Consider the following 16,247-nt stretch of genomic DNA (forward strand, 5'->3'; position numbering starts at 1 on the left):
AAAATCACAACATTGGCATGGGGGTCTTTGCCCCCCTTTTCTTTTTCATACGATTTAAGCGTTACCTACTGCACCCGGATGGTAACGTTGGTGTAACCTCGCTTTTTTATAAGCGATTAATCTTTCCTTTAATGTTAGTGTGCTATTATTGATAGTAAATTATCAGTTTTAAATATATCAGTTTAATCTTGAAGCACATGGACGAGCAAATTTTCAACCACGCCATCGCAATAGCCAAACACGGGTTTAAAGCCGAAGCTCATTCTATTTTGCTCAAATTGGCGCAAGCCAACCCCAACGACATCAACCTGTTGTTATGGCTGGCTTACACCGCCGATGATTTTGCCACTTCCAAAAATTACATTGAATCTGCTGTTCGGCTAGAACCAGAAAACCCGCTGATTTCACTGGCTGAATTGTGGCTGACCGATGCTCAAAAGAATGAGTTAAATCGAACAGCTATCCCTGACGAAGCAAAAGCAATAATTCAGGCGCAATCCGCAGAAGCAGAAGAACTTGCGCGAAAAAAAGTAGAACTGGCAGAACTGGAATCACGGTTGGTGCAACTTGAGCAAGACCTCGCTACTATTGAAGCCGAGTTGCGCGAGTTTGAAAACCTGTATTTAAGCATAGTCGGTAAAAAGCTGGCGGAACTTGACGCGCTTACCGCCCAGATTGCCGAAATAGTGGCGCGGCAACAGCCCTTTAACCCAGTTGCCACCGAAACGGCAGAACAAGCGCGTGCCAAAGCGCAAGAATCGGCGCAAGCTACCGAAGAAGCGCAGGAACGAGTTGAAAAGCAACCGAAGTTCCAGCCTAGCGAAGATATTAAACAGTTATATCGCAAGGCTGCCAAGCTGATTCATCCTGACCTTGCCGATAATGAGTCAGAGCGGGAGAAGCGCACTCGACTTATGGCGGAAGTTAATCGCTGTTACGCGGAAGGGAACGCTGCCGGATTGCAGCAAATACTAGAACACTGGCAAGATAGCGCGGAATCTGTGCCAGGCGCAGTAACAAAGGCAGAGTTGGAGCGCATTCTTCGCAAGATAGCGCATGTCAAAAACCGGATTGCGGAAATCGAAACCACCCTATCGCAACTAAAGGAAAGTGAAATCTACACGCTGAAATTGCAGTCGGAAGCAGCAAAAGCGGAAGGCATTGACCTGCTGCAAGTAATGGCAGAGCAGCTAAGCGTTGAGATTGAACAGGCGCGAATACAGCTAACCCAATTGCAGGAGGCAGAAGATGAGCGATAAACCGGACGAGCGAAATGACATAATCCCCTCTGTCCCGGCAGGACGCTATGTAGTACGCTCGGAGAGACTTATCGGGCGCGGGCTGGAACTGGCTAACTCCATTCTCAACAAACCCGCCCGCCCCGCTATACTGGACGAAATTGACCGCTTGATTGCCCAAATCCCAAAAGATCGTTGCGAGTGTCGGCAACTCAGCTTTGATTTCTGTGATGATGGTAAATATAACCGTTCCGTTGTTGAAGCATTGGTCGAAATTGGTGAATCATCTGTGTTGCCTCTCATCAACGCCCTCAACGATGAGGATAGCTTTGTGCGTGGAAAGGCTGCCGAAGCGTTAGGTAAAATAGGAGACCCTCGCGCGGTAGAACCACTTATCCTTGCCCTTAACGATGAGGATAGCTTTGTGCATTACCTTGCTGCCATAGCGTTGGGCGAAATTGGCGACCAGCGTGCTGTGCCGCCGCTTATTGCCGATCTAATTGAGAGCGGGAATACAGAGGAAAGTGCTGCTGCCGAAGCACTAGGTAAATTCGGCGAACCAGTTATGCTGCTTCTTACCCATACCCTTAAGGATGAGGATAGTAGTATGCGTTACTGGGCTGCTTGGACTTTGGGTAAAATTAAGAACCCTCGTGCCATAGAACCACTTATCTATACACTCAGCGATGAGAATTTTGAAGTGATTGAAGCTGCTGCCGATGCATTAGCCGGTTTCGGTGAATTATCTGTGCTACCCCTTATTAACGCTCTCAAGATTAACAATATCGGGATATATTCCTGGTCAGCCCGTGCGTTGGGTAGAATCAAAGATCCTCGTGCTGTACCACCCCTTATCGCCGCACTTAGAGATGAGGAGGATAGCAACGTGCGTTACCGGATTACCTGGGCGCTGGGCGAGATTGGTGATCGCCGTGCTGTCGAGCATCTTATTCTCGCTCTTAACGATGAAGATAGCGAGGTATGTTTTGCCGCAGCCGGAGCGTTGGTTAAAATCGGGGACTCGCGTGCCTTGCCGGAACTGCAACAAATTATCAACAGCGATATTGATGAGAGGCGGAGAGCATTAGCCCTCCATACCTTTGAAGTAATTAAAGCTCACCGCTTAAATTAATCCCCTATCCCGTAGCGACTTGAGCAAAAGCGGCTCGATTTGCGCCCGAATGGCAGCGTTGGCGTATCCCACCCAACTAACGTCCGTCTCCACATTCAGGGGCGGATTGAGCGACTGACCATACTCGTCCGTAATAATTACGCCCATCTCACGCGCTATCAACTCGGTACACACATCGTAAGGATGGCAGCAAATGCCAAGCCGAAAGCCCTTTTTCAGCACGACTTGCTCTAAGAGGGGACGAATATCGGCAGTAAAGCGATCATGCCCGGAGAGCAATTCGTAAAACTGCCCCGCGCTAGAGGTGTACTGATCCTCGAAACAGTGAGTCTTGCCAGGAAGGGGCGCACCGAGCGCCGCGAACACAATCTCATCGTCAATTGCTGCCAACTCCGCGCGAGTGCCGGGGAAAAAGCGCACCACCTGAGCGTAACCATGCCGAATAGTAGCGCTATGGCTAGGGCGCAAAGTTATCGGCTGTACCTCTCCGCTCAAGCGGTTGTAGCGTTGCGCGAAATAGCCGTCGCCTCGGATAGCCCATAGCTCATCGCAAAGGTGCTGCTTTACCAACGGCAATTCCGTTTGAACGGCGAACTCGATGTCCTGCAAGCGTGTATCCTCGCCCAAGTTCGGAGCAACCCCGGTCAGAACCCATGCGCTGCGCTTTTGGTACATGATACAGCGCGTTCCGTCTATCGGGTCAACGATGATACGCACTTCCGCCTGTTCGGGCGTGATGCCACGCGGCAGAGGCAAACGCCCTTCACCAAAGCCTGTATCGTGCAAACCTTCCGCAATCAGTAGCATGGGGCGTTCGGGCGCAACTACACGCTCGAAAAACTCCACCAGCTTTTCCTCACTCACCCGGTCAATCGCGAAAATTGTATCGCCTTCGTAAGCGTGGTCGTCACCCTCCACTGCGGAAAGCTGCTCTAAGGCAACCGCTTCGGTTTGCGCCACCACCGCCGCCCTGATTTGCCGATGCAACTCACGAATCTGCTCCAGCAAATGCGCTCTATCTCGAATCATGTTTAGGCTCCGTATAAATAAAAATAGGCTCCGGCATGACACCGAAGCCTATCATAATGGTTTTACGTTTCAAACGCTACTTAACTATATAGAGTTTGCCATCGCTGTTACCGATGTAAACCCGACCATTCGCGACTACTGGCGAGTTGTTGCCGAAACCGCTCAGCCCATTGACCAACTGGTTTGCATTGGCAGAGTTTGCCGCTTCCACCTGATACAATATGCCGTTGCTGGTGCCGAAGTAGATAAACCCATCTACTAACGCAATAGCTCCGGCAGGGTTGCCGCTCGCCCCAAAGACGAAGCGATTAACATCCCCCAAATTTGAAGCGTTAATACCATAAACCTTGTTTGCGGTGTCCACCCCAAAGTAAACCTTATCCGCCGTCACTGCCGGTACTGAGCTAATCGTGCCATCTAGCGTCACATCTTTGATGGTAGTGCCGGAACTATTCAAGGCAGTTAGGGTAGCGCCATTTGGCACGTACAACGTGTTATTGGCGTAAGCCATCGTCAAAATTATGGGGTTCAGGGCTGGCTTAGTCCAAGTGGCAACTTCGCTGCCGTTCGAGGTCTGGAAAGCATAAACCTTGCCATTAGTAGAACCAACGAAGAGATTGCCGCCATAGGCAAAGATCGGACCACTTGCCAAAACACCCAGAGGAACAGATTGCCAGACCTGTACACCATCTGACAAACGGATTGCTAGCAAGCGACCACTGGCAGTATTGAAGTAGAGGTTAGTACCATCGGTAATTGCTGCACCTACCACTGCACCAAAAGACGCGCCGGCATTGCTGGGGGTTGTCCAAACAGAAGTACCATCAGCCAACTTGATGGCATGCATATTGCCATTGTCATCTCCGATGTAAACCACGCCATTGTACAGGATCGGAGTAGCAAAGGAGATAGGCGGAACAGTGCCGGAAGCGGGGTAAATCCACTTCTGGGTCAGGTCATTCAGGCTAGCAGTTAGGTTCAACGCCACTACGCCCTTATTATTAGTAGCGTACACCGCGATACTTTGGTCGCTGTTCACTACCGGCGAACTAGCAGAGATACCGGCTGCGCCCACCGAATAACCTCGGAAGTTCGCAATACCACCGGGCGAACCGCCCACCGGTTTAGCGCCGGTTTTATGGTAAGGGGCGCGGAACTGGCTGAAGTCCTGCGGGAAAGGTTGGGGCGCAGGAGTCGGAGTAGCGGTAGGGGTTGGTGTAGGGGTTGGAGTACCGCCGCCGCCACCCAATACATAACGCCACTTGTAATAATGCTGCCCTACGTTACCCATTTCTACTTCAAATCCGGCTGCATTTCCGGGGGTATAGGTCAGTACACGACGCTCAAATAACTGTACTAGTACCGGCTTGGTAACGCCACCGACAACCGCCTGAACCCAGTAAGCTTCAGAAACAGGTCGTCCGGTAACATACACTGAATTGCCGAAGAAAACTGCCCCATCTACAAACGCGCTGCCGTTCCAAATTTTACCGTTGCGATTGCCGAAATTCACGAACACATCGGCAATATTGTGACGGGTAGTGTCATCATAGCCGCTATAGGTGCGTTGTTCGGGCGGGGTATAAGTACCAACGTTTCCGGCTTTATCGATCTGGGTGTTGATAAGACCACCATTAGCCCTATCTTTGCCGTTCTCGCTGCCGTTGAAAGTTACCACATTCTTGAAGCTGGCATAGGTAGGGGCAACCGAGTTCTGCCCACCATCATTAGGATCACCGGCAACTTGCACAGTGCTAGGAGTAAACTGAGTAAAGTCAGTATCGCTAATCTGTTGCTTTCCGGTGACAAGCTCTTTAACCAGCAAGCCGGTGGTCACATAGAACAAGTCGCTCGGATTAGCGGAGGGGTTGTTCACTTCCATACGAGCTTTATCGAAATATTGCACCTTGCGAGTTGCGCCACCGTAAGGCTCGTTGGTTATAGCCGCAGCACCTAACACGATAGGACCCCACGTAAAGCCACGTCCTACTCCGGGGATTTCATCCACGGGCTTGTCAATCCGATTCCAAGTATTACTAAAGCCGGGGTCATTAAAGCTGATGTTCATAGCCGAACTGCTAACAGCAGGCAACAATGTAGCTAGAATAGCTGCCAGTAAAACGACAAGTGACAGGAACAAATACTTCTTTTTCACTAAAGAGGTCTCCTTCCTTTTCATTTGCAGAATAAATAAACGCCACTTCACTTGCATAATAAGATAACGAATTAACATGCAAATGGTTTTATTTTGGACTATTCGGAAATAATATGCTAGTGTTAACATTATACATATAATTATTTGAATTAGTGTCAATCATCCAAGCAATTCTGTCAGATACCACTAGCAGGGGTGAAAGCTCGAATCGGTCGATTTTTAATGTTCAAGGCTGAATATTATGTATTGACTACAAAATTGTAATATAAAATTATAATAACCCTACCAAAATACTATCGTTACAATACAGAACCTCTGATAAACTATTAGAAGTAATATGGGTTCTTATAGTATTCAGGGTTTTTCACTAATATGTAAAAAACCAGGCAAGGATACATCTGCTTGCCAGTAAATTACCCATCAAGTGAAAATTCTGATGATTTTAATTAATTAGATGTCAAAACAAAGAACAACCGGGCACGTTACATCTTTCGTTTTACAGAATCCGGATATTGTTAAAACGAGTCGAAATCTAATAGATGGTATAACCCCGAGTAGTGATGGAATAGCTCGAACACGTAGCCAAATCATTTCGGTTGTAATTCCCACACGCAACCGGATAGACCAGATTGAACATGCGCTCGCCTCAATCTTGGAGGGCACACGACTGCCCCTTGAAATTATTGTAGTAGATCAAAGTAATCCTGAGCTTGTTCCGGCTTTAGCAGAGGTGGTACAGTCTGTAACTCGGCAACACGGTTTTAGCTTACTTGCCGAAACAGAGTGCTTTCCGCTGGTCAGATTTATTCACAGCGATACGGTTGGCGCAGGTACAAACCGTAATCTGGGGGCAGCAGCAGCACATGGCGAGATTATCCTTTTTATGGATGATGATTGCCTAGCCGGCAACGACTGGATTGAGATGGTAGAGCAGGAATATAGTCAGCATGCTGACATACAAGCGGTTTACGGACGAATTTTGCCTCCGATGACTATTAAACGCAACGGCACTGAAATTGGAAGACGCAGCACCGAACGTCGAGTATTTGATCGCCCGGTTAAGCCTTGGCATATCGGCAGCGGTGGAAATATGAGTTTCCGGCGTGAGGCTTTCTTGAAGTGCGGCGGCTTCGACGAAGTTATGAATATCGGCGGCGCACTGGGAACCTTTGAAGACCTCGATATTGGCTACCGACTGTTGCGCAGGGGCTTGAAAATAGTTTATACCGGCAAGTCGCTGGTTTACCACGATAGCAAAAAAGATTTCGAGCAACAAATACGAACTGAAAAAAGCTATGGCAAAGGGGTGGGCGCAGCAACCGCCAAATATTTGCGGTGCGGTTGGGTTAGCGCACTGCTGGTACTTTGGCAATGGTATTGGCACATGGCGATACGGCGCACATTTGCCGGGATACTAAAGTGGCATAGCATTAAGGTAGTACGGTTAGCGCTTCTGCAATTCTGGTATCCTTTTGTTGGATTAATTGAAGGGTTGACATGGCCGCTTGACCGTGTACATCATCTGTATCAACCCAAAGTAAGCGATTCTTGATGGTTCATGCGGCGAGGAGTACACTCTCAAAGATTAGTACGGTATCTCCAAGAGTAATAGTATCACCTGATTTCAGCGGGCGAGCCTCCCGATCAAACGCTTTCCCGTTCAGCAAAATAGCGCCGTTTGGAGAAGTATCACGGATAGCAAAACCACCATCTATTCTTTTGAGAACATACGCGCTTAGTTCAGAGCCTTTCACATCGTTGATCTCAAAATCCGAGCGCAAACCACCACAACGCCCAATTCGATAAAGCGATTTGCTATCAAGTTTCAGATTCATACCGCTATTTGAACCGCTACATATTCGCAACCGATAGTGCAAAAACAGGTCGGGTTGAAGCGAATGAGCGCGAACCTGTGGCGCTATCACCGGAGGCAAAGAAAGCAAAGGCACTTGCGCAGGGCGTTTCGCTTGCACAGGTAGGGCAGTAAGCTCTAAACCAAGCCTGAACTGCATTTTCACGTAGCCAAGTTGTACTTCGTTACCGGGCATAAGGGCAACATCACCGGTAACACGCTTACCGGATACAAACACTCCGTTAGTACTGCCCAAATCGCAAATGTAATATAGCCCGTTTGTATATTTTATTTCAGCATGGCGACGCGAAACCGAACTATCAGCTATCAGATAATCTACTCCTGCGGCACGCCCCATCACAATCTTACCTACAGGACGCAAAGGGAGGACACGTTCACCCCAACGTAGATGCGCTTCAGGACCGAGCAGCATCATTCCATTTGCATTTATTGTCGCGCTGATCTGTTCCATACTGTTTACTCCTAGTTCCTAATTAACATCACCGAATAATTATCTTCACCATAATAAACGTAAGACTTTTATTTTTTTTAATAACAGTGTCACACTTAATATAGTAATATTTTGTGCTGCTTTTAGCTCATTTTTCAGCAACAGCGAAGTTTTAGCATAGCGGCTTATGTTATAATTATCACGGATAGGTTAGTAATCCCCATTTAAAAAGGAGAGTTGGATTGAGCTTCACTACGCAAAGTGGGCAAGCAGTGATGATGGACGGCAAGGCGCTGGCGAAAGAGGAACGCGAACGCTTGAAAGCCGAAGTTGCTACCTTTACTGAAAAACATGGATTTGCGCCGGGCTTGGCGGTAGTGCTGGTCGGTAATGACCCCGCCTCGATTGACTATAGCGGGGTATTGGTACGGCACGCTCGCGAATATGGGATGCACGCCCTTCATCATGTGCTACCTTCTGGAATCAGCTTCGAGCAGTTCACGGAGGAAATTGCCGGATTGAATGCCGATAAGTCTATACACGGCATTTCAATCCAATGGCCTGTGCCGGGTATTGATCAATCACACGCCACCCTAACGCTCGAACCGCGCAAAGATGTGGAGGGTTACCATCCTATTTCTACTGGCAAGCTCTTCAGTGGAAGCGATACTTTTATTCCGGCTACGCCCCTCGGCGGGTTGCGCTTGCTGGAACACTACGGCTACAAACTGTACGGCAAGCTCTGTCTGGTGGTAGGCTTTGGCGTTACGGTTGGGCGACCGCTCACTGCTTTATTGATTGCAGCAGGCGCAACCCCCGTTGTAACGCATTTGCCAACCCCGCGTGAGACTTTGGTTAAGCTGGGGCGGGAAGCGGATTTTATCTTTGGGGCAGCAGGAGCGGCACACCTCATCACTGGAGAGATGGTCAAGCCCGGCGCAGTGGTGGTGGATTTTGGCATGAGCTTCATTGATGGCAAGATGTACGGTGATGTAGAAGTGGAAAGCGTAAGACAGGTAGCGCAGGCAGTTACTACCTCGCCTTCGGTAAGCGGTCGCCTGACTTCAATTGCGCTGCTGGAAAATGTGCTGAAAGCGGCGCGACAGCAAACGGAACAGTTATGAGTGAACTTTTAAGCGATAAGACGGTAAGCGATTTTCTAGCGCAACTCGGTTCGGATGCGCCTACACCGGGCGGTGGCGGGGCATCGGCGCTGGCAGGGGCAAACGCCGCCGGGCTAGTGACAATGGTGGCGCGTTTGACCATAAGCAAAGAAGCGTTCGCAATACACGCCCCACGCATACAGGAAATTATTAACGCGGGGGACAAAGCGCGAATTGTGCTGGAAAAGGCAATTGACGCGGACGCGGAGGCGTTTGAAGCGGTGATGTCCGGTTATCGTTTGCCGCGTGCCACCCCAGAGGAGAAAGCAGCCCGCGCTGTCCGTATCCAAGAAGGGCTGAAAATCGCTACCGAGTCGCCTTTGAATATCGCCCGATATAGCGCAGAGATGGCAGAATTGGCAGCGGAACTCGCCGAAATCGGTAATCCACAAGCTATTTCCGATGCAGGTACAGCGGCATTGCTGGCAGAAGCGGCGGTACAAGGAGCGCTATTGCAGGGATGCATCAACCTGAAATCGCTCAAGGATGGTGATTACGTAGCGGCAGCACGCGCCGAAATCGAGCAGTTAATTGAACGCGCTTCTAACGCCCGTTCTCGCGCCCTCGCTACTACACTCCAAAAATTAGCGTAACTACACCCTAGAAATAGTCAAATTATTTTTACAATTTGACTATTGTTATTTACCTTTTATAATAATTGAAGAACTAGATATTCATAACAAAATCAATAATATCCATTCTTAGGAGAATACAATCGTGAGTTTTATAAATCTCTTTCGTAACGAAAAGGATGTAAAGGTTTTTGCCGCCGGGGAAGTAATTTTTAACGAAGGCGAGAGCGCCAATAGTATGTTCGTAATACTGGAAGGTACTGTCGAGATCAGCACCAAAAACACAGTTATCAACACCCTCGATGGAGGCGAAATATTGGGAGAAATGGCGTTGGTTGATGGCTCGCCACGTAGCGCCACCGCTATTGCCAAAACCGAGTGTAAACTGGTGCAGATTGACGAAAGAAGGTTTCTTTACATGGTGCAAGAAACCCCCTTCTTCTCGTTACAGGTTATGCGGGTTATTGCCAAGCGATTGCGCGCGCTTAATGAGTTCATCAAAGCCCAATAGCTAATTCGCAAACTAAAATTCTTATAGCTTAAGCCCTACCCCTTACGGTAGGGCTTTTTGTTTTGCTTACACTAATATATTAATACATTTATCATTGAAATAAAAAGGAAAATGAGTTATTCTATTCAATACGAGGAAAATTGCACTTAGATGGAGTTATCATCTATTTACAATTAAGATATAAGGGGGCAAAACTCAATCTATTGATAATACTCTACTTTTACCACCTCTAACTGTAGTTAAACAGACAAAGATGTCTTTGGCAGCATTGTATAAGGCAAGGGTTACAACACAGACCCGCACAATACTGGCAATAGGGAGAACCGAATTATGACCAGAATATTAGATTTAAACAGCACAACACATCCTGAAGCCCTGAGAATTAAACCGGATTGCATGCTCGGTACGCTCTCCAATCTTCGAGAACAACTCGCGAAAGCAGAAATTCTTCTAGCTTCTATCCCATTCGAGAATCAAAATGATCGAAGAAGCCAGTTGGAAAAGGTAAAAGCATTGTGGAATCAAATAGCACAATTAGCCAGTAAAGTGCTGACCACCGAAGATTTCGGTAATGCAGTTTATCTTAACCCGGATGCAATCAATGTCCCGCCTACCGAAAGCCCCGATCATAACTGCCCTTTGTGTCAAGGCACCGACTTGATAACCAACTATTCCGGAACTACTTTCTGCAAGGTTTGTGATGAGGAATTGTTGCTCTCTCCTCTGGTGCATGTACCGGAAGTGTGTCAAAATGCGCTAGAGGAATGTCCCTTCTGCCACAAGAAAGATTTGGCGATTACTTACTCAAACCTGACATTTTGCAAAAATTGTGACGAGGACTTCTTGCTGCTAAGGCAAGCCTGAATCCGCCAGCCTAATTATTTGTGCAACTAACCCCCTTTTCTGTTTTGAAATGGGGGTTTTAGTTTGAGTAAAAACGCGCCAGATTTGCTTTTTTCGCACGGTAGCGGTAACTTAAGAATTACTTTAGACAAGGTGGTTTAAACCCCTTGTCTCTGTCTATATTATAAATTGCTTGAAAAGGATTTTATAATGCCCACCACCTACCGCAAGATGATTGTTACTAAGCTTAGCCCTAATTTTGGCGAAGCGATCCAGATAATTGAAGCGCCGCTACCAGAACCGGGACGAGGCGAGATTCTGGTGCGTACCCGATACGCTGGTATGAACGCTTCGGTAGGGGTTTTCACAGCGGGCGGCTATCCCAACACTCCCCCGTTACCCTTCGATGTCTCTACCGAATCCACCGGAGAGGTGGTAGCAGTTGGGGAGAACGTGACCCATCTAAAAGCGGGTGATACGGTGATGGGTTTTGGCGCGGGTTTTAGCGAATACCAGTTGGTGAAAGCGCCCTCGGTTTACCCTGTAACGCAAGCCTCGCCGGAAATTACCAGCTTTCTAGTGAGCGGTTTAACGGCTTCGATTGCGCTGGAACAGGTGGGAGAGATGAAAAGCGGAGAGACGGTGCTGGTGACGGCGGCGGCAGGCGGTACCGGGCAATTTGCGGTGCAACTTGCCAAGCTCGCCGGAAACCATGTGATTGGAACGTGCAGTTCGGATGAAAAAGCGGCGTTGCTCAAAGAGCTTGGCTGCGACCGGGTTATCAACTATCGCCGAGAGGATTTGGGCAAGACGCTGAAAGAGGAATATCCCAAAGGGGTAAATCTGGTGTATGAATCGGTGGGACGCAGCACCTTTGATATTTGCATGCGCAATTTGGCGATACGCGGGCGGATGTTGGTAATCGGTTCGGTAGCAGACTATACCGCCGGACCTGAAACAATCACCGCACCGCGTATCAACTCATCGCTGGTAATGAAATCCATCTCGTTGCGGGGTTTTTTCTTGTTCCACTTCACCCAGTATTACGCCGCGCATTTGCAAAAGCTGTCCGAACTGTATCGAGAAGGCAAGCTGAAGGTAAACATCGAGCCAACCGAATTTAAGGGGATAGATTCGGTGGTAAAGGCTTTTGAATTTCTACACAGCGGTAAAAGCTCAGGCAAGGTTATCGTAAGTTTCTAAAGCAGGCGTTAGGTATAATTGTTGGAGTGTCAGGACAAAGAGCTTAAACCCCTTGCCCTGTTGGAATTTCTGACAAATAGGGGCAATTTAAAACCGCTGAGAAGCACGTAGGCGGGCGCGGGTGGCTTCTTCTTCCCGATTCTTTGGGGGCGCGTTCGTTTCCAGCGAATTGAGAAAATTGCCGGTAATGGCAGCTATTTGGTCAACCGCCTCTAGGAAAGCCACTTCGTTGGCTTTCGAGGGTTTGGTAAAACCGCTAACCTTACGCACAAATTGTATAGAAGCCGCCCGAATCTCAGCCTCAGTTACGGCCGGTTCAAAGTTGAAGAGAGTTTTGATGTTTCTACACATACGCCTTACCTCCATCAAATAGAGTCACGCAGGCTATATTTCGCTTAGTTGCCAGATAGTGAGTCGGTGTCCCACTCACGATTAAATTATTATTCCTTATCGGCTAACCGATAATAATTTAAAACGTTCCCAGAACTAAATGTTCTGCTTTTCATGAGTTTTAGCTTAAGTTCTTCTTTTATACCGTTGAACAAAGCTTTGCCCCTGCCTAAAACAACCGGATTTACCATAAGCCGAAATTCATCGAGCAAGCCCTGGTTGATAAAATAAGCCGAAAGGTCGGAACTACCCATTATTGTCAGGTCGCTGCCGGGTTGTTGTTTCAATCGTTGGATTTCTGTTGAAATATTATCCTTAACCAGGCGGGTATTGTGCCAATCTACTTTTTCCAGCGTCTTTGAAAAAACAATTTTGGGTAAACTATTCATTTTAGCGGCAACAATAGGGTCGTCATCGATGGCGATTGGAGTAGGCCAGTAACTTACCATCAATTCGTAAGTTTTTCGCCCGAATAAAAGAAGATCCACCGCATTTAGTTGTTCGATAGCATAATCATTAAATTCATCATCTGTCACATGCCAATCTATCTCCCCGTTTGAACCTGCAAAAAAGCCATCCAAGGTTACCATCATAAATACATTAATTTTTCTCATGCTATTTTCCACCTCAATTACTTATAAAACAGAGGCAACCCCTTTTATAGAGTTAACCAAGAGATAATTTTATTGGGATGATTGGACGGCAAACTGCTGCATGTATTTTGTATTTTATACAGTGTAATAAAGGTTGAATAAAATGTCAATACATATGTTCTATATTTCTTTTTTGAAACGAACTGAGCACGAATCAAATAACTGCTGTAACGAAAATAGCAACTTGACGTTTAGATAAACGGGGCTATAGGAAATAGAAACCCGTATCGGAACTTACAAAAGAATGACAGTTTGTAGCCAGTTACCAGCAAATTTAACAGCGAATATTCGTCAAATTAGAGGTAGAAAACCCCTTTTTGACCACCTTATAGCGGGTAGCCGGTCTTACTTTGGTGCCAACCGCTCGACCCTTCCCATTTCCTCGCACTTTGCTGGCTTTGGCCGGACTGCCCAACTGCACAATTATTCCGGACAAGCCTCGTCGAATTTGCTGAGGGCTTGGCTGTCGTTGACTATTTTCCCAAGGTCGCAACACTTCCAAGCCCAAGCCTTTGTAGATTGCGGTTGTCAAGACCTAATATTCCGGGCTAAAAATGCATCTGAATTTAACCCACTTTTTTAAGAAAAAGCTCCAGGCAGTGGCCTGTCGCACGCTGGCGTTCGCACAAAAGCCAAGCTTTTGCGCTCAACCAGCTCTTATTAGGCTGAAATAATCTTAGCCTCTTGAAATCTTTAAGAACCAGTTCCCGCTTCCGGTTTCTTTTCTTCTGGTGGAAGTTGCCGACGCTCTAAGCCGTAACTCTCCTTTCCTAAAGTGCGGTAACTGCTACCTCTTAAATAAAAAACTTCTCCGTGATGCAATAAACGGTCAATAATCGCCACCATCAAGGCAGTATCACCACCCTCGATCAGTTCGCCCCAGTTAGAAAGGCTTTTGTTACTGGTAATGATCGTAGCACCTCTGAGGTAACGTCCGCTGATCAGCTCATATAAGGCCGGACCTACACGTGCGTCCATCGGTAAATAGCCCAGTTCGTCTAATACCAACACCTGACATTTCAAAAGCGGCTCTAAAATCCTGGCTATTTCCTGGCGAGTGCTAGCCGCAATCACTTGGTTCGCCAGTTGTTGAGCCGTAATGAACTTTACGGTGTAACCCAACTGCACCATCTTAATTCCGGCTGCAATCGAAAGATGGGTTTTCCCAAGCCCACTTGCCCCGATTAGGAGTAAATTCCCAGCTTTTTCTACAAAACTGCTGTCGAAATAGCGTAAAATCACGCTGCGCTTCAGTTCCGGGTGGCGACTGAAATCGAATTGTTCCAGGCTGGCTTCAAAAGGGAAACTGGCTGAGTGCAAACGCTTTTTGAGTTGGTTCTCCTGACGAGATAGCAACTCTTCGCTTAACAATTCTTCTAAAAACTCCCCGTAATCCATTCCGGTTTCGCGTGCCCGTTCAATCCAATCGCTGTATACCTGTTTTACCCTGCCCAGTTTTAGGCTGGTGAGTTTATGTTCCAGACTATTCATCCCACCGCCCTTTCTATTTCATTTTCCTCAGGTATGGCCGAAAAACGGTTGGCCACCAGTGGTTCGTATTCACTGAGTAGCCGTTCCACCGCTGGTTGAGTGGGCTTGAGGGTAGCGGCATTACTGCCTGAACCCGCTGGCTTGAGTAATAAACCCTTGAGATATTCCGCCCCGTAAAGCTGTTGTTCCGTTGCCAATTCCACCGCCGCCTGGAATTCTTCCAGCCCTACCTGCTGGGCCAGCGCGTATAGTTGGTGGATTTGTTCACTCATGGTGGCTCTTTGCCGTCGACAGATTACCGCCACATACTGGTACACTTGCGGTCCTAAATTTAACAACCAATCCCGCCACACCATGGTTCTGGCTCTGGGTTTGATCTCAAAAGCTTGGGTGTAATGTTCCGGTATTACTAAGCGGCGGTTTCGGGAATAACAACGGGGGTGCTGTGCCACCAGTTCCGTACCCCGCCATAACTTCAGCCATTCCCGATGTATCCGGGCTGTCAGGGTTTGTCCCATTAGTTCCGCCGGTACGCTATATTTGTTGGTCTCAAAAATGACTACCCCTTCCCGGTTTACCACCAGGCTGGTAAATAAACCGTAATCCCGGGCACTAGCAGGCAATGGGCTGAAGTGTTTACGCTCTATTTCCAGTAAGCTACCCGGAATTTCCCCGGTCGCTGCGCATGTACGCTCGTAATTCACTACCCCTAACCATTCTTCCAACTGCCTTACCAGATCCGCCGCATCGTAGAATGTACGACCAGCTAGAAAATTGTTTTTGGTATACTTTACCAAATTTTCTACGGCACCTTTCTGGTTTCCGCTGGCCGGGGCACAGGCTTCCGGGTGAAACTCGAATTCTAGTGCCAGTTTCTGCCACACCGGATGCCACACTGGTTGGTTCTTTTCATCTCGCCTCAGTACCACCGTCTTCATATTATCCGTGGTAATTACCCACGGTACTCCCCCCATCCGGTTGAGGGCTTCCACCAGGCAGCGCACCAGCGTTTCTTCGGCCATATCTTTCTGAAAGCTCACATACATAAAACGCGAGTATTTCAGCCGGGCACAGAAAAAGTAGAAGGTTTGGGGTACACTATCTTGTTTACTGAACAGCACTCCCCGAATTTCACCCCAGTCTATTTGCAAAAACTCTCCAGGTAAGCCCTCAAAACGTATCTGTACCTGATGAGCCTGGTTCTCTCTGGCTTTTTTGAGCTTGCGCACATAGTCATAGAAGGCGGTGGGTCTGCCACAGTAGGGCTGTTTGGGATCTTCCCACGCTAGTTCCAGCATTCTTTTCACTTGTAGTTTTTGTTCTAGCCAGCCTTCAATCTGTTCTTTGAAGACTGCCACACTACTTTCACGATTGGGGCGGGTTTGTACCTTGTCGCTAGGTTCATTTAGCACTCTTTTTACGGTACGGGCATCATGTTGCACTTTGCCCGCAATTACGTTGTAGTTGTCCCCTCGTTTCCGGTGGTACTTTATTGCGCTTCTGGCCATAACTTCTAACATCTCCTTCTCGTAGCTCCTCTCTTCTCACCCTTCTTGCCAATAGT

At 47.8% G+C, this 16,247-nt stretch carries 16 protein-coding genes; 8 read left to right on the forward strand and 8 right to left on the reverse strand.

Going from position 1 to position 16,247, the window contains the following annotated elements; translation table 11 throughout:
• The first annotated feature begins 197 nt into the window (after positions 1 to 197).
• Together OZ401_RS06005 and OZ401_RS06010 are read left to right on the forward strand one after the other, a co-directional pair.
• Positions 198 to 1,259, forward strand: a complete 1,062-nt coding sequence (locus tag OZ401_RS06005) for a coiled-coil domain-containing protein (RefSeq protein WP_341469804.1) — start codon at positions 198 to 200, stop codon at positions 1,257 to 1,259.
• Complete coding sequence (locus tag OZ401_RS06010; protein WP_341469805.1) at positions 1,249 to 2,370, forward strand: HEAT repeat domain-containing protein; 1,122 nt, start codon at positions 1,249 to 1,251, stop codon at positions 2,368 to 2,370. Before OZ401_RS06005 ends, OZ401_RS06010 begins: the two co-directional genes overlap by 11 nt.
• On the opposite strand, the gene OZ401_RS06015 is transcribed toward OZ401_RS06010, so the two are convergent.
• Both OZ401_RS06015 and OZ401_RS06020 read right to left on the reverse strand, forming a co-directional pair.
• Positions 2,362 to 3,399 carry an inositol monophosphatase gene (locus OZ401_RS06015; protein WP_341469806.1) on the reverse strand — a complete coding sequence of 346 codons (1,038 nt, stop codon included), beginning with the start codon at positions 3,397 to 3,399 and terminating at the stop codon, positions 2,362 to 2,364. The genes OZ401_RS06010 and OZ401_RS06015 overlap by 9 nt on opposite strands.
• Positions 3,400 to 3,475: 76 nt before the next feature.
• Positions 3,476 to 5,554, reverse strand: coding sequence for an outer membrane protein assembly factor BamB family protein (locus OZ401_RS06020; RefSeq protein WP_341469807.1), 2,079 nt, complete (start codon positions 5,552 to 5,554; stop codon positions 3,476 to 3,478).
• A gap of 454 nt (positions 5,555 to 6,008) precedes the next feature.
• On the opposite strand from OZ401_RS06020, the gene OZ401_RS06025 reads away from it, so the two are divergent.
• On the forward strand, positions 6,009 to 7,106 hold the full coding sequence (locus OZ401_RS06025; protein WP_341469808.1) for a glycosyltransferase family 2 protein: 1,098 nt from the start codon (positions 6,009 to 6,011) through the stop codon (positions 7,104 to 7,106).
• Positions 7,107 to 7,110: 4 nt separating this feature from the next.
• Here OZ401_RS06025 and OZ401_RS06030 read toward each other — a convergent pair whose 3' ends face one another.
• Positions 7,111 to 7,878, reverse strand: a complete 768-nt coding sequence (locus OZ401_RS06030) for an FHA domain-containing protein (protein ID WP_341469809.1) — start codon at positions 7,876 to 7,878, stop codon at positions 7,111 to 7,113.
• A 221-nt stretch (positions 7,879 to 8,099) separates the two neighbouring features.
• On the opposite strand from OZ401_RS06030, the gene OZ401_RS06035 reads away from it, so the two are divergent.
• The 5 genes from OZ401_RS06035 (at position 8,100) to OZ401_RS06055 (ending at position 12,149) form a co-directional block, all read left to right on the forward strand.
• On the forward strand, positions 8,100 to 8,981 hold the full coding sequence (locus OZ401_RS06035) for a bifunctional 5,10-methylenetetrahydrofolate dehydrogenase/5,10-methenyltetrahydrofolate cyclohydrolase (RefSeq protein WP_341469810.1): 882 nt from the start codon (positions 8,100 to 8,102) through the stop codon (positions 8,979 to 8,981).
• A complete protein-coding gene (locus tag OZ401_RS06040) occupies positions 8,978 to 9,613 on the forward strand; it encodes a cyclodeaminase/cyclohydrolase family protein (protein WP_341469811.1) in 636 nt (211 codons plus the stop codon). Before OZ401_RS06035 ends, OZ401_RS06040 begins: the two co-directional genes overlap by 4 nt.
• 124 nt (positions 9,614 to 9,737) lie before the next feature.
• A complete protein-coding gene (locus tag OZ401_RS06045) occupies positions 9,738 to 10,103 on the forward strand; it encodes a cyclic nucleotide-binding domain-containing protein (protein ID WP_341469812.1) in 366 nt (121 codons plus the stop codon).
• Between the two features lie 330 nt (positions 10,104 to 10,433).
• Positions 10,434 to 10,967 (forward strand): hypothetical protein, encoded by a 534-nt coding sequence (locus OZ401_RS06050; RefSeq protein ID WP_341469813.1) that lies wholly within the window; start codon positions 10,434 to 10,436, stop codon positions 10,965 to 10,967.
• Positions 10,968 to 11,156: 189 nt separating this feature from the next.
• A complete protein-coding gene (locus OZ401_RS06055; protein WP_341469814.1) occupies positions 11,157 to 12,149 on the forward strand; it encodes a zinc-binding dehydrogenase in 993 nt (330 codons plus the stop codon).
• Positions 12,150 to 12,236: 87 nt separating this feature from the next.
• On the opposite strand, the gene OZ401_RS06060 is transcribed toward OZ401_RS06055, so the two are convergent.
• The 5 genes from OZ401_RS06060 to istA all read right to left on the reverse strand — a co-directional run bounded on the left by OZ401_RS06060 (position 12,237) and on the right by istA (position 16,203).
• A complete protein-coding gene (locus OZ401_RS06060) occupies positions 12,237 to 12,500 on the reverse strand; it encodes a DUF2277 domain-containing protein (RefSeq protein ID WP_341469815.1) in 264 nt (87 codons plus the stop codon).
• A gap of 89 nt (positions 12,501 to 12,589) precedes the next feature.
• On the reverse strand, positions 12,590 to 13,153 hold the full coding sequence (locus tag OZ401_RS06065) for a dihydrofolate reductase family protein (RefSeq protein WP_341469816.1): 564 nt from the start codon (positions 13,151 to 13,153) through the stop codon (positions 12,590 to 12,592).
• Positions 13,154 to 13,466: 313 nt separating this feature from the next.
• Positions 13,467 to 13,724, reverse strand: a complete 258-nt coding sequence (locus tag OZ401_RS06070) for a hypothetical protein (RefSeq protein ID WP_341469817.1) — start codon at positions 13,722 to 13,724, stop codon at positions 13,467 to 13,469.
• Between the two features lie 161 nt (positions 13,725 to 13,885).
• Positions 13,886 to 14,683: an IS21-like element helper ATPase IstB gene (istB, locus tag OZ401_RS06075; RefSeq protein WP_341467826.1), complete on the reverse strand. Its 798-nt coding sequence runs from the start codon at positions 14,681 to 14,683 to the stop codon at positions 13,886 to 13,888.
• Complete coding sequence (istA, locus tag OZ401_RS06080; RefSeq protein ID WP_341467827.1) at positions 14,680 to 16,203, reverse strand: IS21 family transposase; 1,524 nt, start codon at positions 16,201 to 16,203, stop codon at positions 14,680 to 14,682. The genes istB and istA overlap by 4 nt, the downstream gene beginning before the upstream one ends.
• Positions 16,204 to 16,247: the final 44 nt, after the last annotated feature.

It is taken from the genome of Candidatus Chlorohelix allophototropha (genome assembly GCF_030389965.1).
Classification (GTDB): Bacteria; Chloroflexota; Chloroflexia; order Chloroheliales; family Chloroheliaceae; genus Chlorohelix; species Chlorohelix allophototropha.